This is a genomic window from Marinovum sp. 2_MG-2023, assembly GCF_030548265.1.
In the GTDB taxonomy this organism is placed as follows: Bacteria; Pseudomonadota; Alphaproteobacteria; order Rhodobacterales; family Rhodobacteraceae; genus Marinovum.
Genome location: NZ_JAUOSD010000009.1, coordinates 21096 through 39273, shown reverse-complemented (window position 1 = coordinate 39273; position 18178 = coordinate 21096). Strand labels below are relative to the sequence as shown.

General features: G+C 60.7%; 15 protein-coding genes and 1 tRNA gene. 10 read left to right on the top strand and 6 right to left on the bottom strand.

What is annotated here, in order from left to right; translation table 11 throughout:
• Window positions 1-233: 233 nt before the first annotated feature.
• A complete protein-coding gene (locus Q4577_RS11915; RefSeq protein WP_303469505.1) occupies window positions 234-1292 on the bottom strand; it encodes a quinone-dependent dihydroorotate dehydrogenase in 1059 nt (352 codons plus the stop codon).
• A complete protein-coding gene (locus Q4577_RS11910; protein WP_303469507.1) occupies window positions 1289-1627 on the bottom strand; it encodes a DUF952 domain-containing protein in 339 nt (112 codons plus the stop codon). The genes Q4577_RS11915 and Q4577_RS11910 overlap by 4 nt, the downstream gene beginning before the upstream one ends.
• A gap of 192 nt (window positions 1628-1819) precedes the next feature.
• Between Q4577_RS11910 and Q4577_RS11905 the strand changes: the two genes are divergently transcribed.
• From Q4577_RS11905 to Q4577_RS11890, 4 genes are all read left to right on the top strand, one after another.
• Window positions 1820-3379 (top strand): bifunctional UDP-sugar hydrolase/5'-nucleotidase, encoded by a 1560-nt coding sequence (locus tag Q4577_RS11905; RefSeq protein WP_303469508.1) that lies wholly within the window; start codon window positions 1820-1822, stop codon window positions 3377-3379.
• An 83-nt stretch (window positions 3380-3462) separates the two neighbouring features.
• A complete protein-coding gene (locus Q4577_RS11900) occupies window positions 3463-3768 on the top strand; it encodes a DUF1992 domain-containing protein (protein WP_303469509.1) in 306 nt (101 codons plus the stop codon).
• A gap of 167 nt (window positions 3769-3935) precedes the next feature.
• The gene (locus Q4577_RS11895) at window positions 3936-5135 is read left to right on the top strand and encodes a class I SAM-dependent methyltransferase (protein WP_303469510.1); all 1200 of its coding nucleotides are present in this window, start codon (window positions 3936-3938) and stop codon (window positions 5133-5135) included.
• A 5-nt stretch (window positions 5136-5140) separates the two neighbouring features.
• Window positions 5141-5800 (top strand): SOS response-associated peptidase, encoded by a 660-nt coding sequence (locus Q4577_RS11890; RefSeq protein WP_303469511.1) that lies wholly within the window; start codon window positions 5141-5143, stop codon window positions 5798-5800.
• A gap of 170 nt (window positions 5801-5970) precedes the next feature.
• Here Q4577_RS11890 and Q4577_RS11885 read toward each other — a convergent pair whose 3' ends face one another.
• A complete protein-coding gene (locus tag Q4577_RS11885; protein ID WP_303469512.1) occupies window positions 5971-7869 on the bottom strand; it encodes an amylosucrase in 1899 nt (632 codons plus the stop codon).
• A gap of 166 nt (window positions 7870-8035) precedes the next feature.
• Between Q4577_RS11885 and Q4577_RS11880 the strand changes: the two genes are divergently transcribed.
• The 4 genes from Q4577_RS11880 to Q4577_RS11865 all read left to right on the top strand — a co-directional run bounded on the left by Q4577_RS11880 (window position 8036) and on the right by Q4577_RS11865 (window position 14140).
• A tRNA-Gly gene (locus Q4577_RS11880) sits at window positions 8036-8109 on the top strand.
• A gap of 138 nt (window positions 8110-8247) precedes the next feature.
• Window positions 8248-10158: a caspase family protein gene (locus Q4577_RS11875; RefSeq protein WP_303469513.1), complete on the top strand. Its 1911-nt coding sequence runs from the start codon at window positions 8248-8250 to the stop codon at window positions 10156-10158.
• A 174-nt stretch (window positions 10159-10332) separates the two neighbouring features.
• Window positions 10333-12126, top strand: coding sequence for an ABC transporter transmembrane domain-containing protein (locus tag Q4577_RS11870; RefSeq protein ID WP_303469515.1), 1794 nt, complete (start codon window positions 10333-10335; stop codon window positions 12124-12126).
• A gap of 130 nt (window positions 12127-12256) precedes the next feature.
• Window positions 12257-14140 carry an acyl-CoA synthetase gene (locus Q4577_RS11865; protein WP_303469516.1) on the top strand — a complete coding sequence of 628 codons (1884 nt, stop codon included), beginning with the start codon at window positions 12257-12259 and terminating at the stop codon, window positions 14138-14140.
• Window positions 14141-14288: 148 nt separating this feature from the next.
• Here Q4577_RS11865 and Q4577_RS11860 read toward each other — a convergent pair whose 3' ends face one another.
• The 3 genes from Q4577_RS11860 to Q4577_RS11850 form a co-directional block, all read right to left on the bottom strand.
• The gene (locus Q4577_RS11860; RefSeq protein ID WP_303469517.1) at window positions 14289-14660 is read right to left on the bottom strand and encodes a DUF2237 family protein; all 372 of its coding nucleotides are present in this window, start codon (window positions 14658-14660) and stop codon (window positions 14289-14291) included.
• A 20-nt stretch (window positions 14661-14680) separates the two neighbouring features.
• Window positions 14681-15403, bottom strand: a complete 723-nt coding sequence (pth, locus tag Q4577_RS11855; protein WP_303469518.1) for an aminoacyl-tRNA hydrolase — start codon at window positions 15401-15403, stop codon at window positions 14681-14683.
• 151 nt (window positions 15404-15554) lie between these two features.
• A complete protein-coding gene (locus Q4577_RS11850; protein WP_303469519.1) occupies window positions 15555-16199 on the bottom strand; it encodes a 50S ribosomal protein L25/general stress protein Ctc in 645 nt (214 codons plus the stop codon).
• Window positions 16200-16406: 207 nt separating this feature from the next.
• On the opposite strand from Q4577_RS11850, the gene Q4577_RS11845 reads away from it, so the two are divergent.
• Together Q4577_RS11845 and Q4577_RS11840 are read left to right on the top strand one after the other, a co-directional pair.
• Window positions 16407-17570: an MFS transporter gene (locus Q4577_RS11845; RefSeq protein WP_303469520.1), complete on the top strand. Its 1164-nt coding sequence runs from the start codon at window positions 16407-16409 to the stop codon at window positions 17568-17570.
• Window positions 17560-18177: an N-acetyltransferase gene (locus tag Q4577_RS11840; protein ID WP_303469522.1), complete on the top strand. Its 618-nt coding sequence runs from the start codon at window positions 17560-17562 to the stop codon at window positions 18175-18177. Before Q4577_RS11845 ends, Q4577_RS11840 begins: the two co-directional genes overlap by 11 nt.
• The last annotated feature ends 1 nt before the right edge of the window (window position 18178 follow it).

The window sequence follows — 18178 nt, the reverse complement described above, 5'->3', positions numbered from 1 at the left end:
AAATCGTTCACTGTCAGAGGGTAATCACAATACCTGAAGGTGATGGTTCGGCGATCGTCGGCCCGGGGTGCGGGCAGGGCTCATCCCGGACAAAATGCGTTCACAGCCGGCGCTCGGCACTATCCATATCGAACATAAAATTGATCGAGATTGGTCTAAATTGGCCAGTGCTTGTCCAAATCGGATATTCTGGCCAATTTGCCCACAATGCCCGATTTGCCCCCGCGTGGCGGTCAGAGCCAGCGTTTCAGATCGATTCCCACCGCATCGCGGACCGATGAAATCCCATCGCGCTGCAAAAGCTCGTCCAAACCGCGGGCGATCTCACCCGCCAGGGACAATCCGCCATAAACCAACGCGGTATAGAGCTGCACCGCAGATGCCCCCGCCTTGATCTTGGCATAGGCCTGTTCGGCGCTGGAAATCCCGCCAACCCCGATCAAGGTGATTTTGCCGCCGGTCTCGGCATAGAGCCGGGCCAGAACGCGGGTGGATTTCTCAAACAACGGCGCGCCGGACAATCCGCCGGCTTCTTGTCGATGGTCAGATGCCAGCCCCTCACGATCCAGGGTTGTATTGGTGGCAATGATGCCGTCGATCCCGGATTCTTGCGCCACCCCCGCGATGTCGCTCAGGGCCGCGGCATCCAGATCCGGCGCGATTTTCAGAAACACCGGGATCTTGCGGTCCAGATCGTCCCGCACCTGCATCACACCGGCCAGCAGCGCCAGCAGCGCCTCGGGGCCTTGAAGGTCACGTAGGCGTTCGGTGTTGGGCGAGCTGACATTGACGGTTGCGAAATCAAGATGCGGCCCGCAGGCCGCCAACACCCGCGCGAAATCGGCGGACCGGTCTTCGCTGGTCTTGTTGGCGCCAAGGTTCAGGCCGATCACTGCATCGCTCGGACGTTGTGCCAGCCGTGCGGCAATCGCGGTCATACCGTCATTGTTGAACCCGAAACGGTTGATCGCGGCGCGATCCTCGGTCAGGCGAAACAATCGCGGGCGCGGGTTGCCGGGCTGTGGCAGGGGCGTGGCGGCACCCACTTCGACAAAGCCGAATCCGGCGCGTGACAGCCCGTTCAGGGCGGTGGCGTTCTTGTCGAACCCGGCCGCAAGCCCGACGGGATTGGCCAGTGACAAACCGGCAACTTCGGTCTGCAATCGGGGTGATGTCACAACCCCCGCTGCTGGGGCCAGCCCCCATTGCAACGCCTTGATCGCCAAACCATGGGCGGTTTCGGGATCAACCCGATAAAGCGCCTTCAGCCCCAGTTGTTCCAGAAATGTCATTGCAGATCCTCGGGAAAGACATGGCCATCACCACCCCAGGGCAGATCCCGCTGCCACAGCACATCGGCAATTCGCAGATTGCGGTACAGATGGGGAAACAGGGCACCGCCGCGCGAAGGCTCCCATTTTATGTCATCGGCCAGGGCATCGGTATCACAGGCCAACAGCACGAGACCGGTCTCGCCAGCGAAATGCTTGGCTGCGGTTTCCTGTACCTGTGTGGCGGTGGAAAAATGCACATAGCCATCGGTGACATCCACCGGCGCCCCAGTGGTTTCCCCGTTTTGCTTCAGCTCTGCCCACTCCGGGGCGCGGAATATCTTGTATATCAGCATATGCGTTGCTTGCCGTGCCGCTGTTCCGGGGTCAAGAGGGCATCAGGGTCATGCGCATGTCGCAAATTTTGGCCATCACATGTCAGAGGCTGCTTCGGGGTGGCCGGCTGCGCCGGTTTGCGCCGGGTTTGCTTTGACAAGCAACCAATCCCGATGCAGCATCACGACATAAATTCAACTGAGAGGTTTCCCATGTCTGTGCGTCTTATGACCAGCGCTGCTGCCCTTGCCCTGACGGCGGGTGTGGCCAGTGCCGACTATTCACTGACTGTCCTGCACACCAACGACTTTCATGCGCGGTTTGAATCGGTCAGCAAATATGATGGCCCCTGTTCCGCCGAAGATGACGCCGAAGGCAAGTGTTTCGGCAGCTCTGCCCGTTTGATGACCGCAATCAACGAAGCCAAGGCGCGGTCCAACAACTGGGTGCTTGTGGACGGGGGCGACCAGTTCCAGGGCTCGCTGTTCTATACCTATTACAAGGGCAAACTGGCCGCCGAAATGATGAACCAGATGGGTTATACCGCGATGACCGTGGGCAACCACGAATTCGATGACGGCCCAGAGGTTCTGCGCGGCTTCATGGATGCAATTGATTTCCCGATTCTGATGTCGAATGCCGATGTCTCGGGCGAGCCATTGCTGGCCGGCGAGCTGATGAAATCGACCGTGATCGAGCAGGGCGGTGAAAAGATCGGCTTTATCGGCCTGACGCCACAAAACACCGACGAGCTGGCGAGCCCCGGCAAAAACATCATCTTCACCCCGCCCGCCGATGCGGTTCAGGGCGAGGTCGACAAGCTGAGCGAAATGGGCGTGAACAAGATCATCGTTCTGTCGCATTCCGGCTATGCGGTGGACCAGGATGTTGCCGCCAATACCACCGGGGTTGATGTGATTGTCGGTGGCCACTCGAACACCTATCTGGCCAATAATGATGACAATGCGGATGGTCCTTATCCGACTGTCGTCAACGGCGTTCAGATCGTGCAGGCCTATGCCTATGGCAAATATCTGGGTGAATTGAACGTGACCTTCGACGACGACGGCAACGTGACCGAAGCATCGGGCAACCCTGTGCTGGTCGACGCGGCGATTCTGGCGGACGAAGCCGTTGCGGCACGCATTGCCGAAGCCGCCAAACCGCTGGAAGAGATTCGCAACCGGGTCGTGGCCGAAGCCGCAGAACTGATCGAAGGTGACCGGTCGGTGTGTCGCGCGATGGAATGTTCGATGGGCAACCTGATTGCCGATGCCATGCTGGATCGCGTTGCGGATCAGGGCATCCAGATCGCCATCGCCAACAGCGGCGGCATCCGTGCCTCGATTGACGCGGGCGAAGTGACCATGGGCGAGGTCCTTACCGTTCTGCCATTCCAGAACACGCTGTCGACCTTTCAGGTGACCGGCGCAACCATGCTGGAGGCGCTGGAAAATGGCGTCAGCCAGATCGAAGAGGGCGCCGGTCGTTTCCCGCAGGTCGCGGGGATGAGCTTTGCCTTTGACGCGTCGATGCCCGCAGGCGAACGTGTGTCCGACGTGATGGTTGGCGGTTCCCCGATCGAGGCCGAAACGGTCTATGGCGTGGTGTCGAACAACTATGTGCGTAACGGCGGTGACGGCTACAAGATGTTCGTCGATGCCATGAACGCCTATGACTATGGCCCGGATCTGGCCGATGTGACGGCGGAATATCTGGCGGCGCAAGGTCCGTTCATGCCCTATACAGATGGCCGTATTTCGGCGAAATAATCTTGCCTTTGCGCGGCGCCGGGGTCCGGCGCCGCGTGTTTCCCATCCCTTGCCGGGCCGCATCAGATCGGTGATATTGCATCATGGACCATCCGCTGATCGATCTCATCAACCAACGCATTCAAAAGGCCGAGGCCGAGGGCGCATTTGACGATCTTCCCGGCGCGGGCAAACCCTTGCCGCATTGTGACGACCCGGAAAACGCGATGCTGAACCGTCTTGTCAGGGAAAGCGGCGGCGTGCCTGAATTTGTCAGCCTGTCGCGTGAATTGGAACGCCTGCGCGCGGAATTGCGCGACACCGGCGACCGCACCCGGCGTCAGGATATTCTGAAAGAAATGTCGTTGATGGACGCACGTATCGAACTGGCGCGCAAAGCCTATCGGTAGGGGACGTTCCCGGATTAAACCCGCAATTTCCGTGCAGGGAATTCCCGCCTCACATGCATCAAGTTTCGCGAAACGCCTTCATCGCGTGAAATTCGCCCTTGGCCCCGCATCACCGCTGGGGCACACCGAGGCCCAAAGGATGACACAGGCGGCAAAACGGGGGACATATGGTCAGCGTCAAGGAACACTACGAGGCCTATCCCTATCCCGAACGCAATCCCAAGGATGAGGGCAAGCGCCTGATCACCGGCTCGCCCTCGCATCCGGTTGAGCTTGATCATTATCTGTTTGCGGGCCAGCGCGATTGGACAAAACCGCTGCGGGTTCTGGTGGCGGGGGGTGGCACCGGTGACGGGCTGATCCAACTGGCACATTTTCTGAAACTGGCGAAACGCCCGCATCAGATCACCTATGTCGACCTGTCGACCGCATCGCGCGCCGTGGCCGAGGAACGCGCCAGCCTGCGCGGGGTGACCGAGAATATCACGTTTCACACCGCCAGCCTGCTGGATGCGGCGGACTTCGGGGACTTCGACTATATTGATTGCTGCGGCGTGCTGCATCACCTGCCTGATCCGGATGCCGGGTTTCGCGCCTTGCGCGCAGCACTTGCGCCCGGTGGTGGCATGGGGTTCATGGTTTATGCGCCGCTCGGGCGTTCGGGTGTCTATCCGCTACAGGCCGCATTTGGTGCAATGTTCGCTGATCTGCCGCCGAAAAAGCGCCTGAAGGCGGCCAAGGCGGCATTTGCAAAACTGCCAGAAGGCCACCCGTTCAAGCGCAATCCACATCTTGGCGATCACCGCGACTCGGATGCGGGGTTTTACGATTTATTGCTGCATGGTCAGGACCGGGCCTATGACGTGCCCGATCTGGTGGCCACGCTGGGGCGCACGGGCTGGGCGCTCAGCTCCTTCACCACGCCGTCCTATTATGATCCGACGCGGTTTGCCCCGGTGCCTGCGGGCATGGATCCGGTGGCGCGCATGGCGCTGGCGGAACAATTGTGCGGCTCCATGCGGTTGCATATCGCCTATGCGGTCGCGGCCGACGCCAGCGCGGGGCGCATCGCGGATGGGCGCGCGCCGACGCTGGTGCCGCATCTGATCGGCGTGGCCCCCGGTGTCCTGGCCAAAGCCGTGGCCGAAGGCCGCCCAATCCCCGTCACCATGGGCGGTGAGCGCAACGCGCTGAAATTGCCGCGCGATGCCGCGCCATTGCTGGCGCAGGTCAACGGGCGGCATACGCTAGGGGACATTGCCAAAGGGGCCGGGCTGGACCCGATCCGCTTCGCGGCGCTCTGGGGCAGGGCCGCGGACAAGCTGTCCGGCTGGGGCTTGCTTCTTTACTCCGGTCTTTTACGTTAAATCCCATGTGCGGACGTTTCGCGGTCACTCTCCCCCATGATGCCATGGCGCAGCTGTTCGAGGCCACGCCGGCCAATGACCTGCCTGACCCGGTAAATTATAACGTCTGTCCGACAACCCGGATTGCTGTGATCCGCGCGGGCGAAGACCATCGCATGTTGCAACCGATGCGGTGGGGGTTCTTGCCGCATTGGTACAAGACACCCAATGATGGCCCCTTGCTGATCAATGCCCGCGCCGAAACGATTGCCGAAAAACCCGCCTTTCGCAGCGCCTGTCGCACCCGCCGGTGTCTGATCCCCGCGACCGGGTTTTATGAATGGACCAAGGATGCCGACGGCAATCGCCTGCCGTGGTATATCTTCCGCGCCGACGGCGCGCCGCTGGTCATGGCCGGGATCTGGCAGGATTGGTCACAGGACGGGGTGGATCTGCGCAGCTGCGCCGTGGTCACAACCGGCGCAAATGTGGCAATGCAGAAAATCCACCACCGAATGCCGGTGATCCTGCCACCGGAAGAGTGGGCAATGTGGCTGGGCGAACACGGCAAAGGCGCGGCACGGCTGATGCAGGCCGCGGACGAGGATGTGTTGGAATATTACCGCGTCGATCCAAAGGTGAATTCGAACCGGGCAACCGGCGAGACCCTGATTTCGCCACTGTAAAAACGGCGCTCAGATCTCTCTCCCACGTTCATCTGACCAAAAATATCCCGGGGGTGAGGCCAAAGGCCGAGGGGGCCGGCCCCCTTCTGCGGTTGCCACCTGACACAGCATTTGGCGGATTGGCGCGGGTTCTCATCCGGGGCCAACACCGCAAGCCCTGACTGCGCCCGTCACCGTATCCAGAGCGCGCAATAGGGCGGCAAGGCGATGGTCCCGTGATGGTCACCGACCTCCTGATCGCTCAACACATCGAACAGCCGCGTTGCGCCTTGGGACATGACCCAATTGGTCGGCAATACCTGCCAGGTCTCGGTGAAATTGAAAACACATGCCATTGCGCCGGTCGGCGCGCGGCGGGCAAATGCAAAAAGCGCAGAGTTGCCGGTGTCCAGCACCTCGATCGGGATCTTGCCGTGAAATTCGGGGGTTTCGGCGCGGCGCGCCAGGATGTGGCGTATCCCGTGGAACACCCGGCCCGGCACGCTTTCGCGATCCTGATGTGCGGCGGCAACCCGGTCCCAGTTCATTCTGGGCCGGTGCAGCCAGCGGCTGTCATGACGATGGGCCGGGGTGTCACGATAGCCATAATCATTGGTCAGTCCGATCTCATCGCCCATATAGATCAAGGGGATTCCGCCATAGGCCGCGATCAGCGCATGCCCCATCAGGATGCGGTCGATTGCCAGCGCGATTTGCAGGGCATTGTCGCTGTCCTGGGCGCGCTCCAAACCGGCCAATGATGCGGTGGTGCCGCTGTTGCGTTTGTCGCCGGTGTCGGGATTGTACTGGAACAACGCGCCCTTGGCGAAAGTTCCGGGAAAGCTGCCATCATAGAAATCCGCCAGAAACCGGCGGTGCAGAAAACCGTTCAACCCGGTCGCGCCTGCGTCTTCGTCGGTGACCGCCCAGCCAATATCATCGTGGCAGCGCAGATAGGTGGCATAGGTGGCATTGGTCAGAACCGGGGGGAAATGCGTCGACATCACATGGGTCATCAACCGCGTGTCCCGCGACGCGAGAGAGGACCAGAATTGCACCATAAGCGAGTTGTGATAGGCGAGGTTGCCCTCCTTGCCGTCATGCTCCCCACGTCCCAGATAGGGCAGCATTTCCGCAGGGCCGACAATCGCCTCTTCCAGATGAATGACCGCCGGTGCCGCTATGCGGGTGGCGGCGCGCAGAGCCTGAAGCAGCATATGCACCTCTGGCTCTGACTGGCATCTGGTGCCCAGACGTTTCCACATGAAGGCCACCGCATCCAGCCGCAGGACATCAACGCCCTTGTTGGCCAGAAACAACATGATGCGCAGCATATCCAGAAAGACCCGCGGATTGGCCCAGTTCAGATCCCATTGGTGGTCGTTGAATGTGGTCCAGACCCAGCGCTGGATGTCGTCGTACCAGGTAAAGCTGCCGGGCGACGTGTCGGGGAAAATTTCGATCAGGCTGCGCTCATAGGCCTCTGGCTGGCTGCGGTCCGGGAACATCAGATAATAATCGCGATAGGTCGCATCCCCGGCGCGGGCCTTTTGCGCCCATTCATGTTCCTTGGCGGTGTGGTTCACCACCATATCGACACAGACGCTGATCCCACGGGCGCGACAGGCGGCGGTGACGGCCTCGAAATCTGCCATGGTGCCAAAGTCAGGGTTGATGGCGCGGTAGTCCATCACGGAATAGCCGCCATCATTGTCGCCGGGGCGTGGATGCAAGCAGGGCATGAAATGCACATAGCTCACCCCCAATTCCACCAGATAGTCCAGCCGCTCGATCACCCCCGCCAGATCATCGGCAAACCGGTCGATATAAAACACATAGCCATTCATGCCCGGCTGCTGGAACCAGTCCGGGTCCAGATCGCGTGCCATATCCAGCGCCTTGAGCGCCGCCGGGCGTGTCAGCGCCGCGTGACGCAAACTGTCGTCCAAATCCCGGCGAAACTCTTGGAAATCCGGGTGATCGCCATAAAGCTGCTCCAGCATATGCCACAGATCGTCTTTGCTGCGGGCGTAGCGCAGCTTGAAGACGTCAAGATCACTCAGGCTGGCCGGGCGGGACGTATCGGGCATGGAACCTCTTGGATTGTTGGTCACATCGGATTGAATTGCCGGGGAAAGTCGCATTGCCGCAGCCATTGGTCAACGGAGGGCGAGCGGAAAACGCAGTTGCTTTGCAATGTTGGTCAATCCCGTGTTGACCTGCCCGTCGGCATGACGTAATCACCGTTTCTGCTGGGCGGGCGTTGTGTAATGGTAAGACCTCAGCCTTCCAAGCTGATGATGCGGGTTCGATTCCCGCCGCCCGCTCCAGCCAAACTCCACCGACATCACGCAGCGACAATTCCCGGGCCGGGTGGTCCGATGTGATTGCCATGCGCCCGCCGCATTTTGAGAATTGGCGGTTTTGCGGCATACTTCCCCCAGTCCACACCGGGGGGGAGGGGGCGGATGATCACGATACGGATGCTTGCGATCTTGGTTTTTGGCTGTTTGGGCCTGCCTGCAATGGCCGCCAAACAGGCGCTGATCATCGGCAATGCCGCCTATTCAGAGCTGCCTTCGCTGCAAAACACCCATGGCGACGCGGGCGGCTATGCGGCGGCCTTTGATGAATTGGGTTTTGTGGTCACCTATCTGAAGGATCTGGATGAATCGGCGCTGGAAGAGGCAATCGTCACGTTTGTCGATGGCATTGCGCCGGGGGATGAGGTGGCTTTTGTTTTTGCCGGCCATGGCTGGAGCGCCAATGGAATCAATTATCTGATTCCCGTCGATGCCCCGAAACAGGCCACCGCCCGGCTGCTGGCGCGCCGGTCTTTGGCGTTGAAAAACGGTGTGAACGGGGTGCTGGACGAGATCGCGGCCCAGGGCGCGCTGTTCAGCCTGGCCATCATCGACGCCTGTCGCGACAATCCATTTGAGGGCAAAAGCACGCGCAGCGCGGGAAATACACGCGGATTGGCGCGGGTGGAGCCGGTGCAGGGCTCTTTTGTGATCTATTCCGCGGGCGAGGGGCAGACCGCATTGGATCGGCTGCAATCGGATGGCCCGGATCAGCCCTATTCGGTTTTTACCCGCCATTTTCTGCCGGTCCTGACCTCTGACATGTATCTTGAGGATGCGGTGTTTGCGGCCCAGGAACGCACGGCCGAAGATGCGCGGCGGGAAAATCACCTGCAAATCCCTGCGGTCTATCGCCAGAAACTGGGCAAAACCTGTCTGCGCGGCACATGCGGCGCGACATCGGCCCCGCCACCGCCTCAGATCGAAGAAGCCGTGATCGACAGCGGCGGCTGGACGGTGGAACAGCGGGTTTCGGGGGAAATGTCGCTGAACCTGAACGGCACCCCGATTGTCGCCCCGGACGGCAGCAGCGTGATGTTTCTGCGCAGCGTTGCGGAATACAAACAAACAGAGTTTCAATACCTGAAAGTGTTCCTGGAGCGCTATGACGGGGCGGGCAGACAGCGGGTGTCAGAAGAGTTGCACACCCTCGCCAATGCGCTTTACGAGGGCCCGGACGGCAGCGCGGTGCTGATGGATTTCCGAAAGTTCTGGTTGGTGGACCAACAGGGAAACATGAGTGATCCCAAAGGGTTCATTGGCGGAGATGTGGCGTTTATCCACAAGACTGTGCCGATTTCGGATCGGTTGTTGCGTATCTATGGCAAAAATTCGCGGGCCGAGGATGCCCCGGATGTGGTGTTTGACATCGATCTGACCACCGGCGTTGTGCATGATCCGGTTTTCACGAAGCCGGCGGATTATCGACCGATGTTTTTTGAGCCATCCGGCCATTTCGCCATTGGATATTACGTCAACAAACCCGAACGCGAGATCGAGGTTTATGCGCCCGATGGCCAGCAATTGTTTGTGGCGGATGTGTCGGTTGCGGGGCACGAAGGGTTGCAATGGACCACCGGTCCGCTTGGGCTTTACCTGTTGTATCGGACCAAGGAACAACAGGTCTGGCGCAATGAGATGACCCTGATGATCAAGGAATGGTCAGGGCGTGAAACCCGCCGCGAGATCCGGTTGCAACATGACCCGCTGTTTCCCGAACGGGTCTGGCCGGCGGTGGATGAAAACGGCATGGTTCTGGTCTATGACGGGGTGGGGAAAACCTATGTCGAACGCTTTGACATCTCGGGCCAGTCGCATCTTTGGCTCGCTGAAATTCCGGGGTTTTCCCAAGGCTATCAGTTCCCCTGGACCCCACGCAGTTTGGCGGACGGTGGCGTGATTCTGGATATCGGAATGAAAACACCGATCCGGCCGGAACCGGGGGGACAGGATGGGTTTCAGCTGATCCGGATTGGGCGTGCGGGCCAGGTGCGCGCACCCCGGACCGCAGAGTAGCGTCAGGGCGTCAAACCGGTCGGATTGTTCCAGACGGTTTCAGGCAAGAGCGCCAGCCCCAAACCTGGCCCAAACCTGATCTGAACCTGACGCAGAGCCTATGGCAGGTCGTCCACCGCTTGCCCCCGTCAGCTCCATTCCGTAAACCGCAAGCGGACGTGATAGGAGAGCCGCATGGCGCGTGGATTGGCCCAACCGCAGGAAGAGCGGGACAAATCGAAACGCATTGGGGCGCTGGGCGCGCTTTGGCCGTTTATTCTGCCCTATCGGGGGCTGATGGCGCTGGCGATTCTGGCGCTGATCGCGACCGCTGCGACCTCGCTTGTGCTGCCCTTGGCGGTGCGCCGGGTGATCGACAATTTTGGCGGGGTGGATGGCGCGTTGCTGGACCGCTATTTTGCCGCCGCACTGGGGATTGCGGCCTTGTTGGCGGTTGGGACGGCGCTGCGCTATGCGCTGGTGACGCGGCTGGGCGAACAGGTGGTGACCGACATCCGCAAGGCGGTGTTTGCCCGTGTCATGGGATTGAGCCCGGCATTTTATGAACGCATCATGACCGGCGAAGTGGTCAGCCGGATCACCACGGATACCACGCTTATCCTGTCGGTCATCGGCTCGTCCATTTCCATCGCTCTGCGCAATGTGTTGATTTTCCTGGGGGGTATGGGGCTGATGCTGTTGACCTCGCCCAAGCTGACGGGATTGGTGTTGTTGATTGTGCCCGCGGTTGTGGTGCCGATCCTGACGCTGGGCCGGCGGTTGCGCAGCCTGAGCCGGGAAAATCAGGATTGGATTGCGGCCTCTTCTGGCCGTGCCTCGGAAAGCCTCGGCGCGGTGCAGACCGTCCAGGCCTTTACCCATGAGCTGTTGACGCAAAAGGCGTTTTCCGATGTCACGGACAAATCGCTGGACGCCGCCAGGCGGCGGATCATCACGCGGGCGATGATGACCGCCATCGTGATCTTTTTGGTGTTCACCGGCGTGGTCGGGGTGCTGTGGATCGGGGCGCATGATGTGCGCGCCGGCGACATGAGCGCCGGCAGCCTTGTGCAATTTGTGATCTATGCGGTGATGGTGGCGGGTTCGGTTGCCGCCCTGTCCGAGATTTTCGGCGAATTGCAGCGGGCCGCCGGGGCCACGGAACGGCTTGTTGAATTGCTGCATGCCAGGGATATGGTCAATGATCCCGACAGTCCCTTGCCATTGCCCGCCAATATTCGCGGTGCGATCCGGTTTGAAAATGTGACCTTCACCTATCCGCAGCGCCCGGATGTTTCGGCGCTGGATCAGGTGTCGCTGGACATTCAACCGGGGGAAACCGTGGCGCTGGTCGGCCCGTCGGGGGCGGGCAAGACCACGATCATTCAGATGCTGCTGCGGTTTTATGACCCGGCATCGGGGCGCATCACATTGGATGGGGTCGATATTGCCGCCATGCGCCGGGATGCCTTTCGCGGGGCCATGGCATTGGTGCCGCAGGATCCTGTGATCTTTGCCGCCTCGGCGCGGGACAACATCCGCTTTGGGCGGCCAGAGGCCAGCGACAAGGATATTGAGGCGGCGGCACGCGCGGCGGCGGCGCATGACTTCATTTCGGCCTTGCCGGATGGCTATGACAGCGGGTTGGGCGAACGCGGCGTGATGTTGTCGGGGGGGCAGAAACAGCGGATCGCCATCGCCCGCGCCATCCTGCGTGACGCTCCGGTGCTGCTGTTGGACGAAGCGACAAGCGCGCTGGACGCCGAAAGCGAACGCGCGGTGCAAAACGCGGTAGACGCCCTGAGCCAGAATCGCACCACCCTGATCGTCGCGCACCGGTTGGCCACGGTGAAAAAGGCCGACCGCATTGTGGTGCTGGATCAGGGGCGGATCGCCGCCATCGGGACGCATGATGCGCTGGTCGCCGAAGATGGGCTTTATGCCCGGTTGGCGCGCATGCAGTTCACCGATGGAATCGCCGCAGAATAGGCGAATGCGCAATTGGAACGCAGCGTCGCATTTTTTGCGCCGGTGCGTCACTCTTGCGTGGTAGGATATTCACACGCATCCTGTCGGCAAAGAATGAAGCCCGCATCAGACGGGCCATGGGAGGACTATCATGGGATTTGCATCAGCTGCCGATTGCGTTGCCATTGAAACTGAAATGCCTTGGGCTGCGCGTCAGGAACCGGCGACAATTCACGGGATGATCGACCGGGTTGCGACACGGTTCCCGGACCGGCCCGCCATCAGCTATCAACTTCTGTCGGGACCAAAGGACCCGGCCCAGACCGTGACCTGGTCGCAATTGCAGACCAAGGCCAATCAGGCGGCGAATTTGTTTCGCAGCCTCGGCATCGGGCCAAAGGATGTGGTGGCCTTTGTCCTGCCCAATTGTCTTGAGACCTCTTATGTGCTGCTGGGCGGCATGGTCGCGGGCATCGTGAACCCGATCAATCCACTGCTGGAGCCGGAACAGATTTCTGCCATCCTGCGCGAAACCAAGGCACGTGTTGTGGTCACGCTGAAGAGTTTCCCCAAAACCGACGTGGCGCAAAAGGTCGCCCGCGCGGTCGCAGAGGCCCCGGATGTCGGCCATGTGCTGGAGATTGACCTCAACAGCTACCTCAGCCCGCCCAAAAGCTGGCTGGTGCCGTTCTTGCGGCCCAAAACCCCGGATCGCCATCACGCCAGGGTTCTTGATTTCGTCGCGGAAATGGCGCGCCAGAACAAGGTGCTGGATTTTGAAGATCCGCAACAGGATCGGGTCGGGGCCTTCTTTCACACCGGCGGCACCACCGGCATGCCGAAAGTGGCACAGCATCTCTATTCCGGCATGGTCTACAACGGTTGGCTGGGCGCACGGCTGTTGTTTTCGGAAGAAGACAACATCATGTGCCCGCTGCCGATGTTCCATGTCTTTGCCGTGCATGTCATCCTGATGGCGGCATTGTCGTCGGGGGCGCATGTGGTGTTTCCAACACCCGCCGGCTATCGCGGCGAGGGGGTGTTCGACAATTTCTGGAAACTGATCGAGCGCTGGAAAATCAGCTTTATCATCACCGTGCCAACCGCGGTATCCGCCCTGATGCAACGACCGGTGGATGCCGATATTTCTTCGGTCAAAACCGCCTTTTCCGGCTCGGCGCCGATGCCCATGGAATTGTTCAAACGGTTCGAATCCTCGTCGAAGGTTCAAGTCATCGAAGGTTACGGCCTGACCGAGGCCACCTGCCTGGTGTCCTGTAACCCCACCGAAGGCCAGAAGAAAGTCGGCTCTGTCGGGCTGCCACTGCCGTATACGCATGTGAAAATCGTCAAACGCGCGGGCAATGGCCCCGAGGCATGCGGCGTCGACGAAATCGGCGAAATCTGTGTCGCCAATCCCGGTGTCTATGCCGGATCGACCTACACCGAGGCCGACAAAAACCACGACCTGTTCCACGAAGACATCTACCTGCGCACCGGCGATCTCGGGCGGATTGATGGCGACGGCTATCTTTGGATCACGGGCCGGGCCAAGGATCTGATCATTCGCGGCGGTCACAATATCGACCCGGCCGAGATTGAAGAGGCGCTGCTGACCCATCCGGCGGTGGCATTTGCCGGGGCCATCGGCCAACCCGACGCCCATGCCGGCGAATTGCCCTGTGCCTTTGTCGAACTGGTGGCAGGATCCGAAACCACCGAGGCCGAGCTGCTGGCACATTGCAAGACCCATGTGCATGAACGGGCAGCGCATCCAAAGCATATCACCATTCTGGATGAATTGCCGAAAACGGCGGTGGGCAAGGTGTTCAAACCGGATCTGCGCAAACACGCCATCACCCGCATCTACAACGCCGCCTTGTCCGAACGTGGCGTCAATGCCCATGTGGCCGACGTGATCGACGACAAGAAACGCGGTCTGGTGGCGCGTATTGCGAAATCCGGTATCACCCGCGAAGAGGATGTGAGCCATGTGCTGGGGGCCTATACCCGACCCTGGGAATGGGCAGAGTAGGCGCCGCTGCTGACTGTGCCGGCTTAACCCTTTCGCCTTTCATCTGACCGAAAATATCCCGGGGGGTCTGGGGGGCTGGCCCCCCAGCCTGTCGGCACGCAACGGCGTGACGATTGCCCGCACTATCGCCCGCCAGCTATCCAGACCGCTAGCCGATTGCGTTTTCGCGCAGCACTTCCAGCGATACGATTTCCAGCGCCTTCTGATGGGTCGCCGCCAGATTGACCTTGGGCGCACAGCCTTCGTCATGGGCCTGAAGGAACCTCGCGGCGCAGAGACACCATTGATCGCCCGCCATCAAACCGGAAAACCCGAATTCCGGGCGCGGCGTGGTCAGGTCGTTGCCGACATATTTCGAAAACGCCAAAAATTCCGCAGTCATCACGGCACAGACCGTATGGCTGCCCTGATCTGCGGCGCAGGTGTTGCAATGGCCATCGCGAAAATATCCGGTCAGCGGGTCAATCGAACAGCTGGTCAGCGGGGCGCCAAGCACATTGACAGAGGGGTCTTTTTCCATGGGGTATCCCTTGAATGATCTCAGCGAAATTTGTCGGCCAGCTTTTGCAGGGCGGTGCGAGTGTCTTCGGGTGCCGGCTCTGCGGTCCGCTCCTTCACCTTGGCAGGTGTCTTCGCGGGCGTTGTGCCGACGGTGGCGGTGGCGGTGCGGTTGGCACTTCTGTTGGAATTGCGGGGAGGGGCCACTTGCAGTACGATGGCGTTCAGAAACTTGCCGCTGTCGCCATTCGCAAGGTCCGGTGCCCCCCGGCCAAGCCCATCCAGAAGCGGCACCAGCCAATCGTCATCGGCGCGGGCAAAGTCATGCAGCACATAGCCAGCCACCATTTCCTTGCGTCCCGGGTGGCCGATCCCCAACCGCACGCGCTGGTATGCCTCGCCGATATGGCCGTGGATCGACCGCAGACCATTGTGCCCCGCATGGCCACCGCCCATCTTGACCCGCACCTTGCCGGGGGCGAGGTCCAGTTCATCATGGAACACCGTGATGTCGCTTGGCTCCAGTTTGTAAAACCGCATCGCCTCGCCAACTGCCTGGCCAGAGCGGTTCATGAAGGTTTCCGGTTTCAACAACAGCACCTTGTCACTGCCCAGCCGGCCCTCGGCGATCTGGCCCTGAAATTTCGCTTTCCAGGGGCCAAACCCGTGATCAGAGGCAATTCGGTCCAACGCCATAAAGCCGATGTTGTGCCGGTTGCCTGCATATTGCCCACCGGGATTGCCCAATCCCACAAAGATCTGCATCGCCATTGTCCTTTGTCCCTCGCCACAGCTTGCCCTGCCACAGCGCCCTGTTTCAACGCAAAAAGCCCCGAAGGTGCAACCCCGGGGCTTTCAAAGATCATGCTGGCCAACCACTTTGACCACGGGTCAAAGAGATCGGCTTTGGGCGGGATTAGTCTGCCGATTGCTCGGAAGCGGGCACATCACCTGCTTCGGCATCTTCGTCTTCGTCATCCGCAGATTTCAGACCCGAGGGGGCGGAAATGTTGCAGATCACGAAATCGCGGTCTGTCGTCGGCTTGGCGCCTTCGGGCAGGTTCACGTCCGAAATATGCACGATGTCGCCAATATCCAGGCCGCTCAGATCAACTGTGATCTGCTCGGGGATATCGCCGGCGGTCACGATCAATTCGACCTCGGGGCGGACAACGGTCAGCACGCCACCTTTTTTCAGGCCGGGCGCGGTTTCTTCGTTGATGAAATCGACCGGAATGAAGAGGTTGATCTTGGTGGTGCGGCGCAGACGCATCAGGTCAAGGTGCGTCGGAAGGTCTTTGACCACGTCGCGTTGCACGTCGCGGCAAATCACCCGCACGTCTTCCTGGCCTTCAACCTTGAGGTTGAAGAGCGTCGACTTGAACCGGCCAGCGCGCAGTTTTGTCAGCAATACGTTGAACGGAATCTGGATCGGAAGCGGATCGTTGTCGCCGCCAAATACGATTCCTGGAACCATGCCGTCGCGGCGTGCCTGACGAGCGGCGCCCTTGCCTGTCCCCGTCCGTTCCAAAGCGTGAAGATCTGGGATCTCACCTGCCATGTGTTTATCTCCTGGTTTAGGGCGGGGATCCTCCAAGGCTGTATCCCCGCGTGAAGACGCGCCTATAGACCGAAAAAGCCGGTAATAAAAGTCATTTTTGCACCCTTGCCGGGGGATTGGGCCGGGTTTTTGCCGGGAAGAGGCCGGGAAGAGGCGGGGCAGAGTTTGGCGATTGCCAAACCTGTAGACCCATGGCACGGATTGGCCATGATTTCACGCGACGATATTGCGGCCGCCCGCGCGCCTCTGGCCTGTTTCATGACGGTGGGTTTGGTGTTCGGTGCATTTGCCGCGCAGGTGCCCGCCATCAAGGCACGGATCGATGTCACCGATGGGATGTTTGGCATCTGTCTTTTGGTGGCGGCGTCTGGCTCGATCCTGGCGATGTGGTTGGCGCCCCGGCTGGACATGCAGCTCGGACAGCGGACGCTGGCCGCGTTGGGGCTGGTTGCGGGCTGTCTGGTGGTCTCTTTGGGGATCGCGACAGGGCCCCTGGGCTTTGCCTTGGCGATGTTTTGCGTTGCAGCGGCAAGTGGGGCGCTGGATGTCATCATGAATGCGAGAGTGTCCGCCATTGAGGCCCGACGCGCGCGACCGTTGATGAATTTCGCCCATGCAACCTTTTCCATGGCGTATGCGGTGGCGGCGTTGGTGTCGGGGGTGCTGCGCGAAGGGGGCTGGTCGCCGATCGCGGTTTTCGCGCTTTTGGCGGTCGTCAATCTGGGGTTGGTTCGGGTGGCCATGGGCGACCGGGCTGCGCCGCTTGCCGAGGACAGTGACGAGGCCAGCCATTTGCCCGCAGCGCGCGGTTTGCTGCTGTTGGGCGGCTTGGTGATCCTTGTCGGCTTCATGGCGGAAAATGCCACCGAGGGGTGGTCGGCCCTGCATCTGGAGCGCACCCTGGGCGGCGGCGCGGCAGAGGGCGCATTGGGCCCGGCGATCCTGGGGGCGACCATGGCGTTGGGTCGCCTGGGCGGTCAGGCGATGGTGTCGCGGTTCAGCGAGGTCGCGGTCATGGCAATTGCGGCAGCGGTTGCGGCGTTTGGTGCCTTTGTTGCCGGTTTCGCCAATGGCCTGACCATGGCCTATATCGGTTTTGCCACTTTGGGTGTCGGGGTGTCGGTGGTGGCGCCGATGGCATTTTCCCACGTCGGGCGGAATGTGCGCGACCGGGTGCGCACCGCCGCCATCGCGCGGATTTCCATGATTGGCTACACTGGTTTTTTCATCGGCCCTCCGATCATGGGATTCGTGTCCGAGGCTTATGGCCTGCGCATATCCTTTGTCGCGATGGGCGGTGCGCTTTTGATTATCACATGCATTCTTGCGCCGCTTCTGGCCGCAGGTCAAAGGAGACGCCATGCTGGTTGATGGATTTCATGATGTGCCAAAGGGCAAGGTCGCGGCGGTGGTCACCCATCTGGAGATGCGCAGCCCGCCGGTGCCGAAATCCGCGGCTCTGCCTGCGGGTCTGACGATTTCGCGTGTCACCGACCCCGACGTGACTTGGTATCGGGATCTGTTTTGCCGGGTGGGGGGGCAGGATTGGTTGTGGTTCTCGCGGTTGCGGCTGGACGATGCGGCCTTGAGCGCGGTGCTGGGCGATCCGGGGACCGAAGTGTTCACCGTTGACGTCGCGGGCCGGGCCGAGGGGCTGTTGGAGCTGGATTTTCGTGTCACAGGTGAATGTGAGCTGGCCTATTTCGGGCTGACCTCTGCCTTGATCGGGAAGGGGGCGGGACGGGCGCTGATGACGTTTGCGATCGAGCGCGCGTTTGGCCGCCCAATCGAGCGTTTCCACGTGCACACCTGCACGCTGGACAGCCCGCAGGCGCTGGGGTTTTACCGCCGCAGCGGATTTACCCCGATACGGCAACAGATCGAGATTGCGGATGATCCGCGGCTGATCGGGGATCTGCCGCGGGATGCCGGACCGCATGTGCCGGTTTTCACTGACGAACCCGCCTTCGAAATCTGAC